This window comes from Chryseobacterium subflavum (genome assembly GCF_055762745.1).
Genome location: NZ_JBVTMR010000001.1, coordinates 1 through 21,146 on the forward strand (window position 1 = coordinate 1; position 21,146 = coordinate 21,146).

Annotated in this window: 11 protein-coding genes and 2 rRNA genes; 7 read left to right on the plus strand and 6 right to left on the minus strand. The window is 35.4% G+C overall.

Annotated elements, in window-relative coordinates; genetic code table 11:
• Nucleotides 1-110, plus strand: a 23S ribosomal RNA gene (locus tag AC0INN_RS00005); the annotation flags it as partial.
• 160 nt (nucleotides 111-270) lie between these two features.
• Nucleotides 271-379: ribosomal RNA gene (gene rrf, locus AC0INN_RS00010) — 5S ribosomal RNA — on the plus strand.
• Nucleotides 380-610: 231 nt separating this feature from the next.
• Here the strand turns inward: rrf and AC0INN_RS00015 are convergent.
• Both AC0INN_RS00015 and AC0INN_RS00020 read right to left on the minus strand, forming a co-directional pair.
• A complete protein-coding gene (locus AC0INN_RS00015) occupies nucleotides 611-1,405 on the minus strand; it encodes an MBL fold metallo-hydrolase (RefSeq protein ID WP_273650884.1) in 795 nt (264 codons plus the stop codon).
• 175 nt (nucleotides 1,406-1,580) lie between these two features.
• Nucleotides 1,581-3,719 carry a S46 family peptidase gene (locus tag AC0INN_RS00020; RefSeq protein WP_273650885.1) on the minus strand — a complete coding sequence of 713 codons (2,139 nt, stop codon included), beginning with the start codon at nucleotides 3,717-3,719 and terminating at the stop codon, nucleotides 1,581-1,583.
• Between the two features lie 160 nt (nucleotides 3,720-3,879).
• Between AC0INN_RS00020 and AC0INN_RS00025 the strand changes: the two genes are divergently transcribed.
• Entirely contained in the window at nucleotides 3,880-4,362 is a 483-nt protein-coding gene (locus AC0INN_RS00025; RefSeq protein ID WP_172284679.1) for a copper resistance protein NlpE, read from the plus strand.
• 24 nt (nucleotides 4,363-4,386) lie between these two features.
• On the opposite strand, the gene AC0INN_RS00030 is transcribed toward AC0INN_RS00025, so the two are convergent.
• From AC0INN_RS00030 to ligA, 4 genes are all read right to left on the minus strand, one after another.
• Nucleotides 4,387-5,034, minus strand: coding sequence for an MgtC/SapB family protein (locus AC0INN_RS00030; protein ID WP_172284681.1), 648 nt, complete (start codon nucleotides 5,032-5,034; stop codon nucleotides 4,387-4,389).
• Between the two features lie 114 nt (nucleotides 5,035-5,148).
• A complete protein-coding gene (locus tag AC0INN_RS00035; protein WP_273650886.1) occupies nucleotides 5,149-7,701 on the minus strand; it encodes a DUF7619 domain-containing protein in 2,553 nt (850 codons plus the stop codon).
• A gap of 91 nt (nucleotides 7,702-7,792) precedes the next feature.
• Nucleotides 7,793-10,075 (minus strand): DUF7619 domain-containing protein, encoded by a 2,283-nt coding sequence (locus AC0INN_RS00040; protein WP_306611106.1) that lies wholly within the window; start codon nucleotides 10,073-10,075, stop codon nucleotides 7,793-7,795.
• Nucleotides 10,076-10,182: 107 nt separating this feature from the next.
• A complete protein-coding gene (ligA, locus tag AC0INN_RS00045) occupies nucleotides 10,183-12,189 on the minus strand; it encodes an NAD-dependent DNA ligase LigA (RefSeq protein ID WP_172276496.1) in 2,007 nt (668 codons plus the stop codon).
• Between the two features lie 242 nt (nucleotides 12,190-12,431).
• Between ligA and AC0INN_RS00050 the strand changes: the two genes are divergently transcribed.
• The 4 genes from AC0INN_RS00050 to AC0INN_RS00065 all read left to right on the plus strand — a co-directional run bounded on the left by AC0INN_RS00050 (nucleotide 12,432) and on the right by AC0INN_RS00065 (nucleotide 21,104).
• Nucleotides 12,432-15,506 (plus strand): TonB-dependent receptor, encoded by a 3,075-nt coding sequence (locus tag AC0INN_RS00050; protein ID WP_172276499.1) that lies wholly within the window; start codon nucleotides 12,432-12,434, stop codon nucleotides 15,504-15,506.
• Nucleotides 15,507-15,570: 64 nt separating this feature from the next.
• Nucleotides 15,571-16,317, plus strand: a complete 747-nt coding sequence (locus tag AC0INN_RS00055) for a glycerophosphodiester phosphodiesterase (RefSeq protein WP_172276502.1) — start codon at nucleotides 15,571-15,573, stop codon at nucleotides 16,315-16,317.
• Nucleotides 16,318-16,668: 351 nt separating this feature from the next.
• Nucleotides 16,669-19,641, plus strand: coding sequence for a SusC/RagA family TonB-linked outer membrane protein (locus tag AC0INN_RS00060; RefSeq protein ID WP_273650888.1), 2,973 nt, complete (start codon nucleotides 16,669-16,671; stop codon nucleotides 19,639-19,641).
• Between the two features lie 11 nt (nucleotides 19,642-19,652).
• Complete coding sequence (locus AC0INN_RS00065; protein ID WP_273650889.1) at nucleotides 19,653-21,104, plus strand: SusD/RagB family nutrient-binding outer membrane lipoprotein; 1,452 nt, start codon at nucleotides 19,653-19,655, stop codon at nucleotides 21,102-21,104.
• Nucleotides 21,105-21,146: the final 42 nt, after the last annotated feature.

The following is a 21,146-nucleotide window of genomic DNA, read 5'->3' on the forward strand; positions in this document are numbered from 1 at the left end:
GATGAGACATCTTTTAAGGGTCGTGGGAGATGACCACGTTGATAGGCTACAGGTGTAAAGTTGGTAACAGCATAGCCGAGTAGTACTAATTACCCGTAGATTTATAGCCTATAGGTTACACTAATTCAAGTCTTATAAGTGCAATACTGGTTTTGCCTTTGTGATGAAATTTACCGATAAAACAGATGTCAGATACAAGACATCAGATGACAGACTTTATAATGAGTCTGAAATCTGAAATCTAGCCTCTGATATCTTATATACCTTCTTTAGGGTGGTTTTAGCGGTGGGGCTCACCTGTTCCCATTCCGAACACAGAAGTTAAGCCCACCAGCGCCGATGGTACTGCGACAAGCGGGAGAGTAGGTCGCCGCCAGTTTTTATTAAAAGTCTCATACATGAATTTGTATGAGACTTTTTTGTTTTATAACTATACATATCTATACCTACCATACCATAGCAATAAAAGATAAATGATCATTGATGAATGATAAGTGGCTATTAATAAGTAATAACTGATCAATGATGAATTATAAATGATAAAAGATCATCCATCAAATATCAATCATCATTTATTATTTATCATTCATAATTCTTCACTCCTCACTCCTCACTGGTATCTGCTAAATGACTTCTCTACAATTTCTCTGGCATTCTTTTCTACATTCTGATAAGAATAAAAGCCGTAGATGGTATCGTAGTTTATTTCTTCAAAACATTTTTCAATTCTTTTAATTTCGTTCAAAGGAAGAGGAATTCTGTTGGGATAGCTTCTCATTGTGGCAAAATGATTCATAGATGGGGAAAGATACATGGTATCCCCAATTAAAAGCGTTCCGTTTTCGCTCATCCATGGTATTTCTATGACAGAACTTCCCTCAAAATGGCCACCAATATTGTGAAGCTTTAATTGATTCCATAGATTAAGCTGATGACCGGTCCAGTATTCTACAAAATCACCTCCATTTACAACCCATTCTTTATCGTTTTCATGAATATAAATTTTAGAATTAAAGGTATCTGCCCACATTTTCATATTGGAATAATAGTGCGGATGAGAGAAAGCAATAGCTTTTAAGCCCCCTTTAGAATTAATAAATGCAATAGCCGCTTCATCAAGAAGGGGAATGCAATCCCATAATATATTTCCGTTTTTAGAAAGTACCAGCAAGGCCCGCTGTCCAATAGAAAACCTCGGATTAACAACCAGTTCGTAAAGGTTATTATTTAGTTTTTTAATTTTTATGCTATGCTTTTCCAGAAGCTTTTCATGGGTAATCCACGATTGTCCGCTTTGAGGGACTGATTGTCTTTCGTCATTACAAATTAGGCAAAGATTGCCCTGATAGCTTTCCGGATATTGTATACCACATTCCGTACACATTTTAAGATGGTTATCATTCATAAAAAAGTTTTTATTAAAAATACATACTGTTCAGTGATCGGTATGTTATTTTATATAGATTTTACCTATCCTTAAATTGCGCTTAACTGCTCCTGGATAAGGAAAGATTATCTTTTCAATTAAAAACCCTATCTAACTTTAGATAGGGTTTAAAACATCTTATTATGGATAAGAATTATTTGATAACTTTCATTTCATCAATCAGCCACTTGGAATCGGCAAATTTTTCAATGATGAATAGAATGTACTTGGTGTCAACCATAATGTTTCTGCTAAAACGGGGGTCATAATTAATATCACTCATAGTTCCTTCCCATTGTCTGTCGAAATTTAATCCTACTAGATTTCCGTAAGCATCAAGAGCCGGACTTCCTGAGTTTCCCCCTGTGGTATGATTGGTGGCCGTAAATCCTACAGGAACATCACCTCCCTTATCTTTATAATTTCCAAAATCTTTTTTATTGTAAAGATCGATTAACTTTTTAGGAACATCAAATTCATAATCCCCCGGAATGTATTTTTCTATAACTCCTGCCAAATGAGTTTGATAACCATAAGAAACAGCATCTCTCGGATTTGAACCTTTTACTTTACCGTAAGTCACACGAAGTGTGGAGTTGGCATCAGGGAAGAATTTTCTGTCTTTATCGGTCGACATTTGCTGTTGCATGAATTTTTTCTGCAGCGCATCAATTTTTGTCTGGATTGAGGTATACTGAGGATCAGCTGTTTTTGAATAAGTGTCTTTGATATTTGAAAATAATTGATAAACAGGGTCTTTTTTTAATGTTCTTACCAGTTTATCCTGATTAGAAAATGCCTTGTCAATATCTGCACTTAAAGAAGCTCCATTTACAGCTGTTCTGCCGGTAATGATAGAGTTTTTAGAAATCTCTTCGATATTCTGAATGTTCTGTGCTTCGTTTTTAAATTTATCAAATCCCGCTGGTAAAAACTGAGCGGTTGTTTTGTTGGCATACAGAGCAAGGAGCTTTGCAGTTACTTTTGCATCAAGCTCCGGACTGTAATCTTTATAGAAAGAAGTCAGCTTATTTTTAAATGCTGTAATTTCCTTCTCATCCATTCTTCCTGCTTCTACGGATAAGATATAGTTGGAATACATATTAGCTAATGCTAATGTCTCAGCATTTTTAATTAACTCAGAATAATAGGCATTATTTAAAGCATAAGGAGCCTGCTCAGTGTATAGCTTATTCAGCTGGTCTAATGTTGTTTTGATTTCCGGATTTTTAGCTACCAGAGATCCTTCGTACATTACTTTCTTTTCTACAGCATTAGACTTTTTCAGGCCTTCTACTTCTCCAATCCATTTTTTCCAGTAATTTGCCACTGAAGCATATTTAGAAGCATATTTAATACGTGTTGCATTGTCCACACGCATTTTTTCATCCAAAGTCTTTAAAGCGACATCGCGGACTGCAATTTTTGCAGGATCAATCTCATTCATGATTTTTTCAACTGCAATTGATGGAAGATACTCAGTGGTTTTTCCCGGAAAGCCAAATACAAATGTGAAATCATTTTCATTCTTATCCTTGATGGAAACAGGTAGAAAATGTTTAGGTACATAAGGAACATTATCTTTGGAATATTCTGCAGGCTTATTGTTTTTATCTGCATAAATTCTGAACATAGAGAAATCTCCCGTATGCCTTGGCCATACCCAGTTATCCGTATCACTTCCGAATTTTCCTATACTTTGTGGCGGTGCTCCTACCAAACGGATGTCTTTATAAGTTTCTATTGTATAAGCATAGTATTTATTTCCATAATACATAGGCTTTACAGTGATAGACTGATAATTTTCTATTTTTTGAGAATTTTTGTATATCTCAATATTGTTGTTGATTTTTTTTGAAAGATCAGGTTCGGAAAGATGATCCGTACCCTCCAGAATTTGATTGGTTACTTCTTTGATATCTACAATAAAATCTACTTTTAATCCGGGATTAGGAAGCTCGGTGCTCATATTCGTTGCCCAGAATCCATTGGAAAGAAGATCATTTTGTACTGTAGAATGTGCCTGAATTTGTCCGAAGCCACAGTGATGATTGGTTAATAAAAGTCCTTTTGGAGAAATAATTTCTGCTGTACAGCCACCGTTAAATTGAACAACGGCATCCTTAATACTGGCCTTTTGAGGATTGAAGATGTCTTTTGCAGAGATTTTCATTCCCAGGTCTTTCATTTCCTTTTCATTCAGCTCCGTTGGAATCCACATTCCCCCATATTGTTGGGCAAAAGCCATTGCGGCAGGCAAAAGAAATGCAGATAAAAGTATCTTTTTTATCATAATCAAAAATTTTGTCCAATTTACGAAGAAAATTAGGATTATAAGTTACAAGTCATCCTGAAAACGAGGTAGATTCATAGATAATGGCATTTAATATTTTGTATTAAAAAATATAATGGGATGGATCCCGTTATTTAATGACCAGAAACAAATAATATTTATGGAAAACAAAACTTTTTTATCCGGAACTGTACTGGCCATATTACTGGCTTCATGTTCACCCAAAGAAAAACAAAGAGAAATATTTTCTGCCCCGGAAACAGATTCAGCTTCGATCCAAAAACCATTGGATTCAGTGGCTGGCAACGCTTTGATTGATGGGCATAACTCTCAGAATTCATTGGATTGGAACGGAACTTATGAGGCTGTGGTTCCATGTGCAGATTGCCCGGGGATCAAAACTTCTCTCACATTGAATAAGGATAATACGTTCCATATTACAGAAGAATATATCGACAGAAAATCAAAGAATGAAGATAAAGGAACCTTGGAGTGGGATAAAACGGGCAGTATTGTGACTTTAAAAGGAAAATCCGCTAATTACAAATACAAGGTCGGTGAAAACCATCTTACTCAGCTTGATTTGAATGGAAAGGAAATTACCGGTCCCAATAAAGATCTGTATGTTTTCAAGAAAAAATAAAGGCTGCTGCCTTTATTTTTTATTTTAAAATTGATAGGACATAATTTTAGGGTCATTCATCATTTGCTTAATCAAAAGCTCGTGTTGCCGGGTATTCCCCGTAAGTCTCCAGGTCGTAATTAAACTGTCTTTGGAATATTGCTGTCTCATGATAAGAAACTTTAAATGATTATTCCTGAATAATTCCTCACAATGACTGATGTGATCAGAAGCGGAGATAGATATTTTATATTCCCTGATTTTATGATTATTGTCGATAAAATTCTGCAAATAACTTAACGAGCTCAAGACAAGAAGAACCAATGTAGTGCCCAGCAACGAAAAGTATACATATCCTGAACCGACAGCCATTCCTATTGAAGCAGTTGCCCAGATGGTTGTTGCCGTTGTAATTCCATCGATTTTATTATCTCCTTTGAAAATAACTCCTGCTCCCAAGAAACCTATACCGGTAATAATATTGGCTGCCAGACGATCTGGATTCTGAACTCCTATTTTGATTGATAATATGGTGAAAAGACAAGATCCAAAACATACCAGAATAAACGTGCGAAGTCCTGCAGACTTATTTCTATATTCACGTTCAGCACCGATAAAAAGCCCGAGCATAACTGAAATAAATATCAGTATCAGTTCATTTTGAATGGAATAGTGATCTTGTAGAAAATCCATGGATGTATAATTAAAACCTTGAATAAAAATACAATAAATTCTTACGTGATCGTTCAAGCATATAAAAAAAGACTGCTTCTTAAGGCAGTCTTTCGTTTATTGATGTAAAGTGATTTAATTTTTTATGAATTTCTGTACCATAACCTGATCTTTTGTAAACAATCTGATCATATAGCTTCCTTTAGCAAGTTCAGAGATATTGACAGAATTATTGCTTACGCTTATTGAATTTAAAATCCTTCCAGCTATATCATAGACTTCTGCCTTTACAACTTTCTCTTTTGACTTAATGAATAAAACATCTTTTACCGGATTCGGATAGATACTGAACTGGTCTTTATCATTAGTAATTTCGGATGTTCCTAAGGTATTCTGAACAGAAGTTGTAGCAGTATTCGTAATGATAGGCGCATTATAATCAAAATAGATCTTGGCTGTATTACTGAAACTATCTCCGATAACCAAATTAGATTTTGTTTTAATTTTAAATGAAACATATCCGTCATTATTCGCATTATCAAAAGGAAGCTGAATGTTTTCAAAAATAAATTCGACTACATTTCCATTGATTCTCGTTACAAAATTATGGCTTCCATTCAGTGCAACTAAGCTGGATATATCATATTTTGAAGTATCGATCTCATCCTTTACTACGATATTTTGAGCATTGGCCGTTCCTGTATTCTCAAATCTCATCAAATAATGAACATAATCTCCGACTTGTGCCTGAGTGATAGAAGAGCCTTCCAGACAGGTTTTATCATTAGGATCAAAAGAGTTGACAACGATTTGGTTTAATGTAAATATATTATCTGAAGGAGTATCATCTGTAGCTCCGTTGATTTGTGCTGTGTAATGCAGTACATCACCACCGTTTAAAGGAGGAGTCTGTGTAGGAGTATTCAATTTAAAGGTTACTGTAATTTCTTTAGTCTCAAAAGGTAAGATATTGTTGAAATTCCAGGATAAGATTCCAGTTGACTGTGAATTAGGAGCAATCGTGGAGCTTAGATAATTCATTAGATTGTCATTGAAATTATAAGCTAAGGTTCCTGATTGTGCCGAAGTTCCTTTATTTCTGTAAACAACTTTATATTTTGTATCAAATCCAGGTCTTGCTGATTCAATTGGAATAATCATAATTTCCAAATCATTATGTATTCCATTAGCCGTTAAACAAAAGTTTTGTGTAAATGGGCTTGCTTGAGTAGGAAAGGTGGTTATTAAATTTGCTGGCGAGACATTAAAGTAAGTAGGATTTTCGAGTATAGGACTAATAGTGTGAGTTCCAGCTTGTAACGGTATGAAATGGACCCCTGCCGAATTTGCAATAAAATTAGCAGTGGAGGACCCACTTGTAACCAAGAAATTTTGAAATGCTTTTCCTGGATCCGAAATATCACAGCCATTATTGTTGGAATCGTATTTTGTGTCTCCATTTATGGTGTAAAAAGTTCCACCAGGAGTAAAAGAACAATAAGAATTAACATTAACATTAGTATAACCATACATATTCAAGTAGGATAAAACAGCATTGGTATGCTGTAAATCACAACATACATATTGTAATTCTGAATTATCATCAATATTGAAATTATATGGAACACCTTGTCCTCCATTTTTAAAATTTAAAATCTTTATATTGTTATCCGAACAATCTAAGTAAGAAAGTAAAGGATTAGAACTCAAATCTAATAATGTGAGTTGGTTCTCTGAACACTTTACAGTTGTAAGAATAGGAAAACCTGTTAAATCAATACTGTTAAGAGCATTTTCATCAACATCAAAAATTTCGAGCAATGGGGATCCGGTTACTGTCAGGTTTGTAATTTCATTATCAACCAGTGAAATACTTTTTAGTAGTGGGTTGTTAGATATCGTTACATTAGGAACTGTAGTGCTATAATTGGAGGTAATTTCTGTGAGCAATGGGTTATTGGAAACAGATAAAGATTGTATGTCCGGGCCAAAAAGGGAGATTTTTTTTAAATCATTACAGCCACTAATATTTATAGTATTATTTAACCATGAATAACCGTAACTTGAAATCGTAACTTCTTCTAAATTATTTATACCGCTTAGATTAATATTACTTAGCAATACTCGTTCTAAATTTAGGACTTTGATATTTGGGCAACCTTGAAAATTTAAATAATTTAAATACTCTGAAATAGACAAATGTGTTAAAGAGGGAATATTTAAAGTAAGTGTTTGGAAATTTCCACCTTGAATATTCAATTTCTTAAGACCGGTACAATTATCTACATTAAGCGCTGAAAGATAATAACCAGCAGCAAATAATTCTGTAAGGGAAGTCATCCCGCTAACATCAAAAGAGGTGAAGTTATTGTTCGGTATAAATTGTACAGAGAGTTTCGTAAGATTTGTGAAACTTTTAATACCTGTAATATCGCCGATTTGCGATCCCACTGTACTCGTTGTTCCATTAATATCAAGAGTTTTTATTAAACTTGCTTCGCTAGCCTGAATTTCGTTGTCGCCGTTAAGATCTATAGCAACAGGATTGTGGTTAACGTCGAGAGCGATATAATTTGTATTATTTGCAGATAATAAATAAGATTTAAAGTTCGGATCTGGAATATTTAAGATTTGTGCTTTAAATATAGGCAGAATACTTACGAAAAGAATGAGGTAAAGTTTTTTCATAAATTTTATTGGTTTATCATTTTTTATGTGAGTTATTTTAGCATTACTTAATTGCTATTTAATGGTATCTAAAAAATATACTTAATTGAAATTAATTTTTTATGAATTTCTGTACCATAACCTGATCTTTTGTAAACAATCTGATCATATAGCTTCCTTTAGCAAGTTCAGAGGTGTTGACAGAATTATTGCTTACGCTTATTGAATTTAAAATCCTTCCTGCTGTATCATAGATTTCTGCCTTTACAATCTTCTCTTTTGACTTTATGAATACAATATCTTTTACCGGATTCGGATAGATACTGAACTGGTCTTTATCATTAGTAATTTCGGATGTTCCTAAGGTATTCTGAACAGAAGTTGTAGCAGTATTCGTAATGATAGGCGCATTATAATCAAAATAGATCTTGGCTGTATTACTGAAACTATCTCCGATAACCAAATTAGATTTTGTTTTGATTTTAAATGAAACATATCCGTCATTATTCGCATTATCAAAAGGAAGCTGAATGTTTTCAAAAATAAATTCGACTACATTTCCATTGATTCTCGTTACAAAATTATGGCTTCCATTAAGAGGAATCAAACTGGATAAATCGAATTTCGTAAGATCAATTTCGTCTTTTACCACAATATTTTTCGCATTGGCTGTCCCTGTATTTTCAAATCTGATTAGGTAATGAACGTAATCTCCAACTTTTGCTTGTGCAATTGAGGTTCCTTCAAGGCATGTTTTGTCATTGGGATCAAAAGAATTAACTACAGGTTGATTTAAAGTAAATATATTATCTGTTGGTGTATCATCTGTACCTCCATTAATCTGTGCTGTGTAGTGCAATAGATCTCCGCCATTTAAGGGTGGTGTTTGTGTTGGTGTGTTTAATGTAAAGGTTAATGTAACTTCTTTAGTCTCGAAGGGTAAAATATTGGTAAAATTCCAGGATAATATTCCAGTTGACTGAGTGTTTGGAGCAATCGTGGAGTTTAGATAATTCATTAGATTGTCATCAAAATTATAAACCAAAGTTCCCGATTGTGATGTGTTACCTTTATTTTTGAAAAAAACTTTATATTTTGTATCAAAACCTGGTACAGCAGCAGTCACAGGAATAATGATAATTTCTAGATCGTTATGTGTTCCATTGGCGGACATGCAAAAATTTTGAGTAAGGGGACTTGTTTGTGTAGGGAAATTTGCAGTTACATTTGTTGGTGAAATATTAAAATAAGTAGGGTTTTCTAATACAGGTGTAATGGTATAATTGCCGGCTTGAACTGGAATTGAATAATTTCCTGAAGCATTTGCTATCATATTACCGGCATTATAAGGATTTGTTATTGAGAATTTTTGAAACGCTTTTATAGGATCATTGATGTCACAACCATTATTATTGGAATCATATTTCGTGCTTCCCTGTATGGTATAAGAATTTCCTCCGGGAGCAAAAGAACAATATGAGTTTAATACAACATTAGGCTGATTGTAATAATTGACCAGTGCATTTATCGCTCCCAACTCGATATCATCAACGCATATATAACTTAAACTTGGTGTGTTTGAAAAATATGGAGTTGCTCCTTGAGTATAGTTATTTTTTCCGTTCTTAATATTAAAGCTTACGAGATTGGGATTATTAGAAAAATTAAAATTACCAAGCTGTGTAAGTTGTCCCACATCAATAGTAGTAAAAAGATTATAATCAATATATAAATTTGCCACATTAGGAGCCTCCCCAAACGGAATGGTTACAAGCTTATTATGTGAAGCAACAATGTTTGTCAAATTATTATTGTTATTTAAAATTAATGTTGTAATTAAATTATTATTACATTCTAAAGTGACCAGATTTGGGAAATTGGAAATATCTACCGATACTAATTGATTTCCACTACATGAGAGACTTTGTAGATTGGGGGAGTTAGTAATTGAGAAACCAGAAAGTTGATTGTTAGCGATAGATAAAGTCTGCAGACTGTTCAAATTATCAAAAGAAACGTTAGTAAGATTGTTGTTGGCTACATGTATAAGTGTAAGGTTGGATAATCCTGTTATTTGAAGATTAGTCAAAGCATTATTAAAAGCACTTAAAGCCGTAAGATTGGTAAACTGATTGATACCTGTAAGATCAGCAATCATATTACCTGTTTGACCGGGAATAAAAAGTTCTGATACATTCAATGCTTCTGAAACCTGAATTTCACTATCTCCGTTTGTATCAATTACAATTTTTTGGTGGTTATTGTTGTATGCGATCCCGTTTGTTGTGTTTGCTGACAGAAGTTTGGCTTTAAAATTAGCATCTGGAATATTCACAATCTGTGCCTGAAACATAGCAAATATAATCAGAGAAATGATTAAGTAGATTTTTTTCATGTATTACTAGTTAGTAGTTATTTTTTTATTTTAAAAAGCAAAAATAAGCCATCAATAGTATATATCAATGGCTTATTATTTAATTATTGTTAAAATGTCTGTTTTTTTTATTGATTTTCTATCAAATCTAAAAATTGCTGTTCATCAAGGATCTCAATAGTCCCGATATCCTGAGCTTTTTTCAATTTACTGCCGGCTTTTTCGCCCACAACAAGATAATTAAGGTTTTTAGAAACCGCGGAAATATTTTTTCCACCATGTTTTTCCACCATATCCTCTGCAGATTCTCTTGTGAACAGAGACAGTTTTCCGGTGAACAGGAATGTTTTTCCATCAAGAACATGGGATAAAACTTCATTGGTATTTTCTCCTTTTTCAAGCTGAACACCATAGGTTTTTAAGCGTTCAATCATTAAAATATTTTCCGGATTATTGAAGAACGCTTCAATACTATATGCAATTTTACCTCCTATATCTTCCACCTGACACAATTCTTCGGCAGTTGCATTTTTCAGGTCATCAATAGTAGGGAAGTTTTTAACCAGTTTCTTGGCAACTGTTTCTCCTACATGTTTGATACCGATTCCATATAATACTTTCTCAAAAGGAATTTCCTTAGATTTTTCAATTCCTGAGATAATATTTTGTGCCGACTTTTCAGCCATTCTTTCCAGCGGAAGTAATTGCTCTTTGGTTAAAGTGTAAAAGTCTGCCGGATTTTCAATTAATTTTTCCCGGTACAGTTGTTCAATGGTTTCGCTCCCTAAATTTTCTATGTTTAAAGCCTTTCTTGAAACATAATGAATCATTCTTCCTACTACCTGCGGAGGGCAGTGAAGTTCATTCGGACAGAAATGAATCGCCTGATCTTCCACTTTTATAAGTTCGGTTCCGCATTCAGGGCAATGTTTAATGTATTCGATCTCCCTGCTTTTTTCTGTTCTTTTGTCTTTGTTGACGCCCACAATTTTAGGTATAATTTCACCTCCTTTTTCTACATAAACAAAATCGTGTTCATGCAGATCCAGTTTTTTAATGATATCTTCATTATGAAGAGATGCCCTCTTAACAGTGGTTCCTGCCAATAGAACAGGTTTCAGATTAGCTACCGGAGTAATGGCTCCTGTTCTTCCGACCTGATAGGATACACTTTGTAATTCCGTTTCTACTTTTTCAGCTTTAAATTTATAGGCCATTGCCCAGCGAGGTGATTTTGCAGTATATCCAAGCTGTCTCTGCTGTTGTAAAGAATTTACTTTTAATACAATACCATCAATTTCAAAAGGAAGATTATGTCGTTCTGTATCCCAGAAAGTAATGAAATCTTTTACTTCATCTAAAGTTTTACAAAGTTTTGCCTGCTGGGAAGTTTTGAAACCCCAGGTCTGAGCTTTTTGAAGCAATTCCCAATGCGTTTCTGCCGGAATTTCCTCGGAAATAAACTGATATAATACAGAAGAAAGCCCGCGTTTTCTTACCTCACCACTATCCTGCATCTTCAAACTTCCGCTTGCCGTATTTCGTGGATTCATAAAAGGATCTAATCCTTCTTCCTCTCTTAGTTTATTGATTTTATCGAAATTTTTTCTCGTGAGATATATTTCCCCACGCATGAAAAAACGATACGGGAAATCTCCTTTCAGTGTCAAAGGAATGTCTGAAATAGTACGTACGTTAGCAGTGATCTCATCTCCCTGGAAACCGTCTCCACGAGTAACTCCCTGTATCAGTTTACCATTTTCATACAAAATAGAAATAGAAGCACCATCATATTTTAATTCTGCAACAAATTCCACGGGGCCGGTAATTGTTTTAATAATTCGCTTTTCCCAGTCTTCAAGATCATCAAAATCATAGGAATTATCCAGGGAATACATTCTGAACTGATGCTGAATAGTAGGAAAGACTTTAGTGATCCCACCTCCAACACGTACACTGGGAGAGTTGGCATCATAAAATTCCGGGTGCTTTGCTTCGAGATCCTGAAGTTCCTTTAATAATTGGTCAAATTCAAAATCTGAAATGGTAGGTTCATCCAGTAAATAATAATTTTCATTATGCTGATGAAGTTCTTTACGAAGCTGTTCTATCTTTTGTTGAATGTTTTCGGACATTGCTATTTTTTCTTTTAAGCAAAAATAGCTAAAACTAATATCATTAAGAAAATAACATAATTAAATAATATGGATACATTAAAAATTTGTAATACATGATAAGTTGTTGATTGCCATTTCTTTATTTTATTTGTTAGTAATAGCTTAACATATCGTTCTAATTTAATTAAAGAAATGTTAAAATTTCCTTAAATAGCAAGCTTGTACAGACCCAATACCTTTGCCCCAGCTAATTTGAAAAGATGAGAAAAGTAAAGATTGTATTGGGATTATTGTTTTTGAGCTTTGGTACAATGGCTTATGCACAGACCACACAGGCATCCATTACCGGAAAAATCACCGGAACTAAAGCCCAGGAAAAAGTAAAGGTAACCATCGTTAATGAGTCTACAGGTTTTAGAACAGAAACTGAAACCAATTCAAAAGGAGAGTATATTTTTAAAGAAATTCCTCTTGGTGGTCCTTATACGGTTATTGTAAACGATGAAAAAAGAGAGGGCTACAATGTCAATTTTGGAGATCAGGTTACCGTAGATGTTAATCTTGGGGATCATGAAAAGGTAATTGAAACTGTAGTTGTAACGGGAAATCTTAAAAACAAGATCGGAAATCTTGGTGCGGCAACAGCTATTTCTGCTAAAAACATGGGGATATTGCCTGTTAATGGAAGAAATTTCACCAATCTTACAGAATTGTCTCCGTTAAGTGGAAAGGGAGGGAATTTATCAGGACAATTAGGATCTTCCACCAACTTTACCATCGATGGAATGACTGCCAAGAATCCAACTTCTGCAGGATCTACAACCAGCCGAAGTGGCGCACCTTATTCCATTTCAATTGAAGCAGTACGTGAATTTAAAATTACGACCAACCAGTATGATGTTACATTGGGAAGAAGTGGAGGAGGTACGGTAAGTGCTGTAACGAAATCAGGAACCAATACCTTTACGGGAAGTGCCTGGGAATATCTGAGAACAGGATGGTTATCCAGCAAATATGATATCAGGGGAAATGAAAGGGTAAACGACTTTTCAACCTCACAGTTCGGGGTATCTTTAGGAGGTCCGATTATTAAAAATAAGTTGCATTTCTTTGCCGCATGGGATCATCAATTGGATTCCAGGCCTTTGATCATTGCAGATGTAAGAACGAAAGATGATGCTTTAAGGTTTAATGTAACCAATGAAACACTTAATCAGGTTTTAAATATTGGGAGAGCTAAATATGGTGTCGGAAATACTCCGCAATTCGGAAGCTTTGATAAAGTTAGGAATTCTGATGCCGGATTCCTACGTTTAGACTGGCAGATCAACCCTAAAAACTTATTAACCTTAAGAAATAATTTTACTTATGATTTTAATAAAAACGGACTAGCAGATAACACGGCCATCAATTTTTTTGAATCTTATGGAAATGACAAAAACCTTGATAATAGCTTATTATTAACATTAAGATCAAATCTGAAATCAAATCTCACCAACGAATTAAAAGCACAATATTTATATACTTACCAGAACAGCTATCAGAACAATCAGCTGGGGCATGCTGTTCCAAGGGCAATTGTAGAACGTGTACCTTCTACCATTGATGGAAAGGACCTTACAACCAATATCCAGATCGGAGGACACCGTTTCGGACAGGAAAGCTTTAGAAATAATGTATTCCAGATCGTAGACAATTTATACTATAATACAGATAAGATTAAATATACAGCAGGTATCGACCTGATGTACACAAAATCAAAATCTATTTATGGTAGCGAGGTGAACGGAAGGTTTCAATTCTTAGGAATTGATAATTTTAATAACCTTACGCCTTACAGGTTTTACAGAGAGGTTCCTTTAATGGATGATTCTTCTGTAAAATCGAACATTTGGAATGTTGGCGTATATGGTCAGATTCAAACAAAAATTGCTAAAGGACTTGACTTAATGGCTGGTTTAAGGCTGGATTATGGTGGATATCCGAAAGCCGAGCTTAATCAAAAGCTATATGATCAAATGGGAATCAGAACCGATAACCGTATTAAATCATTCGTTATTCAACCCAGATTTCAATTTGACTGGAATATCAATGAAGAAAGTAAAGACTTCTTGAAATTTGGTGCAGGAATCTTCTCTTCGGATATCAACAATTATATGGTGATCAACAACCTTGTATTTGACGGAAGACACTTGGCAACGGTAGATGTGACTGGTAAAGATGTTCCTGTCCCGAACTTCACCAGCTATAGGAATGATTACGGAACTGTTCCTACTTTATCACAATATCAGATTCCTACCATTAATTACACAGGTAAAGATGCTAAAATTCCAATCGTTTATAAGGCGAATATCTCCTATACTCACTTCTTTAATGAAAGATTCAGAGCGGGTGTTGCTGCTTATGCTGCCTTAGGAAGAAACAATTATTTCTATTATGACAGAAACATGGTAGCCAATCCTTATTTTACATTAAATAATGAAGGGGGAAGAGGTGTTTTTGTTCCTTTGAATACAGTAAATGCCAATGGAACTGTTGATTGGAAAGCAGGCAGAATTAATAATAATTTCGGAAGGGTACTTGAACTTGTAAGCGACGGGAAAGTAAATCAGTTTTCGTTTGTATTTGATACAAGTTACCGTTATTACAAAGATGGAGAAATTACAGCAAGCTACACATGGTCTGATATCAAGGATAATACCTCATATAATGGGAATGTTGCCAATTCTGCAACTTTATCCACAATGGTTGAAAGTGACCCGAGAAATCTGAGAATGACATATTCCGATAATCAGTTCCGTAATAAAGTGGTATTGTATGGGAATTCACCTACCTTTTTTGGATTTACCGTAGGTATACGATATTCAGGGATAGGAGGAACTAGATTCTCAGTGACTTCCGGAGGAAATACGAACGGAGATTTTGTTGATACGAACGATCTGGCATACATATTCCCGAATCTTACACAGACTTTAATTGATAACCCTGAAGTAGGTAAAGCATTGAAAAACTATATCAGCGATTACAATAACAAAATTGCTGAACGTAATGGAGGTAAGAACGGTTTCTATGGAGTATGGGATATCCGTATTGCTAAGAAGATCAAGTTTGAAAAAATTGGTGGATTTGAACTTTCAGTTGATATTTTTAATGTTGCCAATCTTCTTAATAAAGAGTGGGGAGTCAATAAATCCTATGGAAATACAGCATTGTATAGAATTACAGGATTTGATGCAGCAACACAACAATATCAATATAAACTGAATACCAGTGGATTAGAACCTTTATCAGGTAATCCTTACCAGATTCAGTTAGGAGCGAAATATACTTTCTAAAATTTTAATACTACCTTTATGTCAAAGTCCCGGACTTTGACATTTTTAATTATCTGATTATATTATGAAAAATTTTATCTTAGGGTTAGCAGTTTTAAGTACAGTTGCAATGAAGGCACAAACCCAGATTATCGCACACAGAGGTTATTGGCAAACACAACCTCCAACCACCGAAAATTCATTAAAATCGTTGGAGAATGCCCAAAAACTTAAGATTTATGGAGCTGAATTCGATGTGAGAATGACAAAGGATGGAGTCCTGGTCGTTAACCATGATGAACACCACGGGAAAATGGAAATCTCCGAAACAGACTTCAAAGAGTTGGAAAAAGTGAAGCTCTCAAACGGTGAAAACTTCCCGACCCTTAAAGATTATCTGAAACAGGGAAAGAAAGATAAGTCTCTTAAGCTGATCGTTGAAATTAAGCCCGATAAGACAAAAGAAAAGGAAGATGAGCTGGTTCAAAAAACAATCAAAACAATAAAGGACCTGAAACTGGAATCTCAGAGTGAATTTATTTCTTTCAGCCTGAATATTTGTAAAGAAATTAAAAAGGCAGAACCGAAATTTAAAGTTCAATACCTTAATGGAGAATTGTCTCCGGAACAGATTAAAAATGAAGGTTTGGACGGGATGGACTATCATTACAGTGTTTTCGACAAAAATCCGACATGGATTTCCGAAGCTAAAGCATTGGGTTTAATTACCAATTCATGGACTGTGAATGATATTGCGGTTTACGAGAAATTAAAAAGCCAGGGAATCGGTTTTATTACAACAAATATTCCTGATCAGTTAAAAGGTAAATAGGCCTTAAAAGTTTATTTAAACGTAGATATTTTTTAGCAGCTTGCCCATGGCAAGCTGCTTTTTTTATAATATACATTCAGATGAGAACGATTCTGTTGATCAAGTATTTGATTACTAGATTTTTATTGTGATGTAAAAGTAGTGTATCATAAAAAGACAATAAAGATAATGAAATAAGTTATGCATGTCGCATTAAATAATATTCATCATTTTAATGTACTGTTAACCAGAAAAGTACAAACCCTTGTTGATAATGAGTTCATATTGTGTTTAATATTTTTTTAATAAATGTTAAAATAGTATTAAAACCATCTTCACCAGTAGCTTTTACTTTTGCGCAAACAAAAAGATATGCGTAAACAGAAACAGAAACTATTGTTTTTATCATTTTTGGGATTAGTTAGTTCCAGCCTGACAGCCCAACAGAAAGCCAGGAAAGATACCATTAAAAATATTGATGAAGTGGTCGTTACTGCTTTAGGTATTAAAAGACACGATAAATCTTTAGGATATGTTGCTGAAACCATCAAATCTGAAGAGCTGTTAAGAACCCAGAATAATAACTGGGCTCAGGCTCTTGAAGGTAAAGTTGCCGGTTTGAAGATCCAAACAGCGGGAGCGGGGCCTTTAGGAAGCTCACTCATCAAACTTAGAGGTGATATCTCGATGAATATGGATCAGAATAATGCACTTATCGTAGTGGATGGTGTTCCATTGAGCAATTCAACCACAGGTACCGGATTTTCAGCCTATGGAGCAGGAGCAAAAGCTGATTTACCTATTGATTACGGGAATGGAATCAACAGCATCAACCCTGATGACATTGAAACAATAACAGTTTTAAAAGGATCTACCGCAGCAGCTTTATACGGATCACGAGGTGCGGGAGGTGCAGTAATGATCACAACTAAATCCGGAAAAACCAAAAAGGGAAAAATACAGGTTACCTTAAATTCCTATTCAAGCTATGATACAGTGCTAAAATGGCCGGACTATCAGTATGAGTATGGTCAGGGGACTATGCAAAAGGATTCGAAAGGGAATTATTTCTATTCGTATGGAGCTTCACCGGATGGAGTAAATACGGGTGGTACAAGTAGTGCATTCGGGCCGAAATTTGCAGGCCAATATTATTTTCAATATGATCCCACATTGGAAGGTCAGAGTGCGGAACGACAACTATGGAGACCATACAAAGACAATATCAAAGGCTTCTGGCAAACAGGTAGCACATTTTCAAACAATATTGCTGTAGAGGCATCCAATGAAAATACCTCTTTCAGGTCCTCATTAACGTATCTTAAAAATGAGTGGATGATGCCTAATACGGGTTTCGACAGATTTAATGCAGCGATTTCTTTTGACCATAAGATCAATGAAAAATTAAAAATAGGAGTTAAGTTCAACTATAATAAAATGACAAGTGATAACCTGCCTGCGACAGGTTACAGCAATCAATCGATTTCCTATTTCATGATTTTCCAGAACCCGAATGTAGATCTTGCCTGGTATCGGCCAATATGGAAAAAAGATAAATACCAGGTGGATCAGATCCATCCCTTCAGTTCCTATATTGATAATCCATACATGATCGCCTACGAAATGTTAAACGGGGTGGATAAGAATTTTATCACAGGAAACATAAACCTTAACTATAAATTGGCCAAAAACTTTGAGGTCATGTTCAGATCCGGTATGGAGTTCACCAATGAAGAACGTACTCAGCAAAGGCCATGGAGTTCTGCCAACTATCTTCAGGGAATGTACAGGGAGCAGCATATTAAACAGATGGACCTTAATAACGATTTATTATTTACTTATAAAAATACATTTAAAGATTTTGATTTCAGCGCATCAGTAGGAGGAAATATCCGTTATTCCGAATACACGATGTATGATTATCTCGCCGACGGTCTTTTGAAGCCGGGAGTTTATACACTGCCCAATGGCATTGCCAACATTACAAAATTTGCAACTCCAAACGATAAGCAGGTCAATAGTGCCTATGGTTTGGTGACTTTGGGGTATCAGAATAAGATCTTCCTTGACCTTACGGCAAGAAATGATTGGAGCAGCACACTTCCTAAAAACAACAGATCCTATTTTTACCCTTCCGCAGGTCTTTCTTTTATTCTTTCAGACATATTCAAACTTAGCTCAAACCAGTTCAATTACTGGAAATTAAGGGCTTCCTGGTCAAAGGTTGGAAATGACACAAGCCCTTATAAACTTATAAAATATTATAACAACAGTGTGTTCTCCGGATCAGTAGAGGCTCCCTCTTTATTTCCTAATCCTAACCTGAGACCTGAGATGCTTACCAATATTGAAGCCGGAATGGATTTCAGTATAATTAAAAACAGGATCAGCTATTCCATTACCGCATACCAGAACAATTCTAAGGACCAAATCGTTGATATCCCGGCTCTGTATGAAACAGGATATAGTAAAAGAACCATCAACGCAGGGGAGGTACGAAACAGAGGATTGGAAATGACTTTAAATACCTTTCCCGTTAAAAATAAAAATTTCTCGTGGAGTGTAAATGCGAACTGGTCAATGAACAGAAATAAGATCCTTTCACTTCCGGATGAATTTCAGGGACAGCCTTATACTTTAGGCAGTGTAGGTGGAGTGGTGTATTATAATGCAGTAGTTGGTGGATCATTGGGAGATATGTATGGCTATGGACTGATGTATTCACCTGACGGACAGGTTGTATATGGAAGTGACGGCTTAACAGCGAAGCCAACTGAGATGAAAAAGATAGGAAATGCATATCCGAAATGGAGGGCCGGTCTTCAAAACGAGTTCAGATACAAGAATTTTACCATCAGCTTTTCTTTTGACGGACAATACAAAGGAATGGCCTATTCCCAGTCGCATCACAAAATGACTGAACAGGGTAAATTAACGCATACCCTGATCGGAAGAGATAATCCGAATGGTCTGATCGTAGGAGAAGGAGTGATACAAAATCCTGACGGATCTTACTCACCAAACACCAAAGGTGTCGCCGTTTCGGCTTATTACGCTGATTATTACAGAAGAGCCAATGTAGAAACCAACTCATTTGATACCTCTTTTGTCAAATTAAGGGATGCAAGAATATCTTATACTTTTCCTAAAAGTGTAACGGAGCAGCTTAAACTGACCGATCTTACAATAGCATTATTTGGAAGAAATCTTTGGATGTGGACAAAGTTCCCGTTATTCGATCCTGAAGCTGCAACTCTTAATGACAGTCAGATTACACCGGGAGTGGAAATGGGACAGCTACCTACGGCCAGAACAGTGGGAATTCAGCTTAACGTTAAATTTTAAAATTGAAAATCATGAAAAAATTATTACTCAACATATTATTAATTTCGGGAATAGGTCTTTTCCCTGTTTCCTGCAGCAGAAGTCTTGATGAAGTAAATATTGACGAAAGCAGGATAAGTGATCCGGTAGCGGCTAAATTACTTGTTCCTATTCAATATAACATGGCTTCCGTTAATTACATGCGGGCCAATGATTTTACGTTTGACATTATGCAGGTGTCACTTGATTTTCCGAATGAAGGAAATTCGTTGAGCCGGTATTATCTTACCGAAAATACAGGAGCCGGATTCTGGAATAACTCATATAAATGGCTGAAACAGGTAAAAGACCTGAAAGAGGCAGCAATAGTAGAAAAAGATCAGAATTATCAGGCTATTGCTATGGTATTAAATGCCTGGATTTATTCCAATCTTACAGATACCTATGGTGATATTCCCTTTACTGAAGCTTCAAGATTAGACGATGGGATATCACAGCCTAAATTTGATAAACAAAAAGACATTTATATTCGATTGCTGGATGATCTGAAAGCAGCCAATGCACTTTTTATTACCAATAAGCCACTTACAGGGAATGATCTTTTCTATAAGGCAGAATCGGATGCAAATGGGATTATAAACTGGAAGAAGTTTTGTAATTCTTTGTCGTTGAGGTTGCTGACAAGAATCCTGAAGAAAAACGGAGAAGTAAATGTTCATCAGCGAATTCAGGAGATTGTAAATGATCCTGCCACATATCCTCTCTTTCAAAATAACAATGAGACAGCAAAGCTCAATATTACAGGAGTATCACCACTTCTTCCTCCTATTGCAAGGCCTCAGGATTTTACTACAGGAAGAGCGGCTTCGGAATTTTTTGTAGAAGCTCTGAAAGCGAATAACGATCCACGTCTGGCTATGTTTTTCGGCCAGGCTAAAGATATTACCAGCCAGCAGAATATAGGGTATAAAGGTGCTCCATCAGGTTATGCTTATGGAACGATATTCAGTTATCAACCGTCCAATATGAATCAGAATCTAGCAAAAGCTCCGCTGAATATTCTCATTTATCCTTATGCAGAACTGCAGTTCATCCTTTCGGAATTAGCAAACAAAGGAATCATTCAGGGAAATGCCCAGACCTTTTATGAAAATGGGGTAAAGGCTGCAATAGAACAATGGGGAGCTGTTGTACCTGCAAATTATTTTGCGAATCCGAATGTCGCTTATAATGGAAATATCGACAGGATTATGCTTCAGAAATATATTGCATTGTTCTTTGTAGATCAGCAACAATGGTTTGAAAAGAGAAGAACCGGTTTTCCTGTACTTCCCAATAATGGAGGTCTCCTTAACAATGGGAATCTGCCCCAAAGGTTGATGTATCCACCTAATCCAAAAGTTTTAAATACAGCAAACTATCAGGCTGCTGTTCAGCAGATGGGAGGAGATAATATCAATATTAAAACCTGGTGGAATAACTAATAAAAACCTGAAGTAATACATCTTAATAAAAATAAATCATCC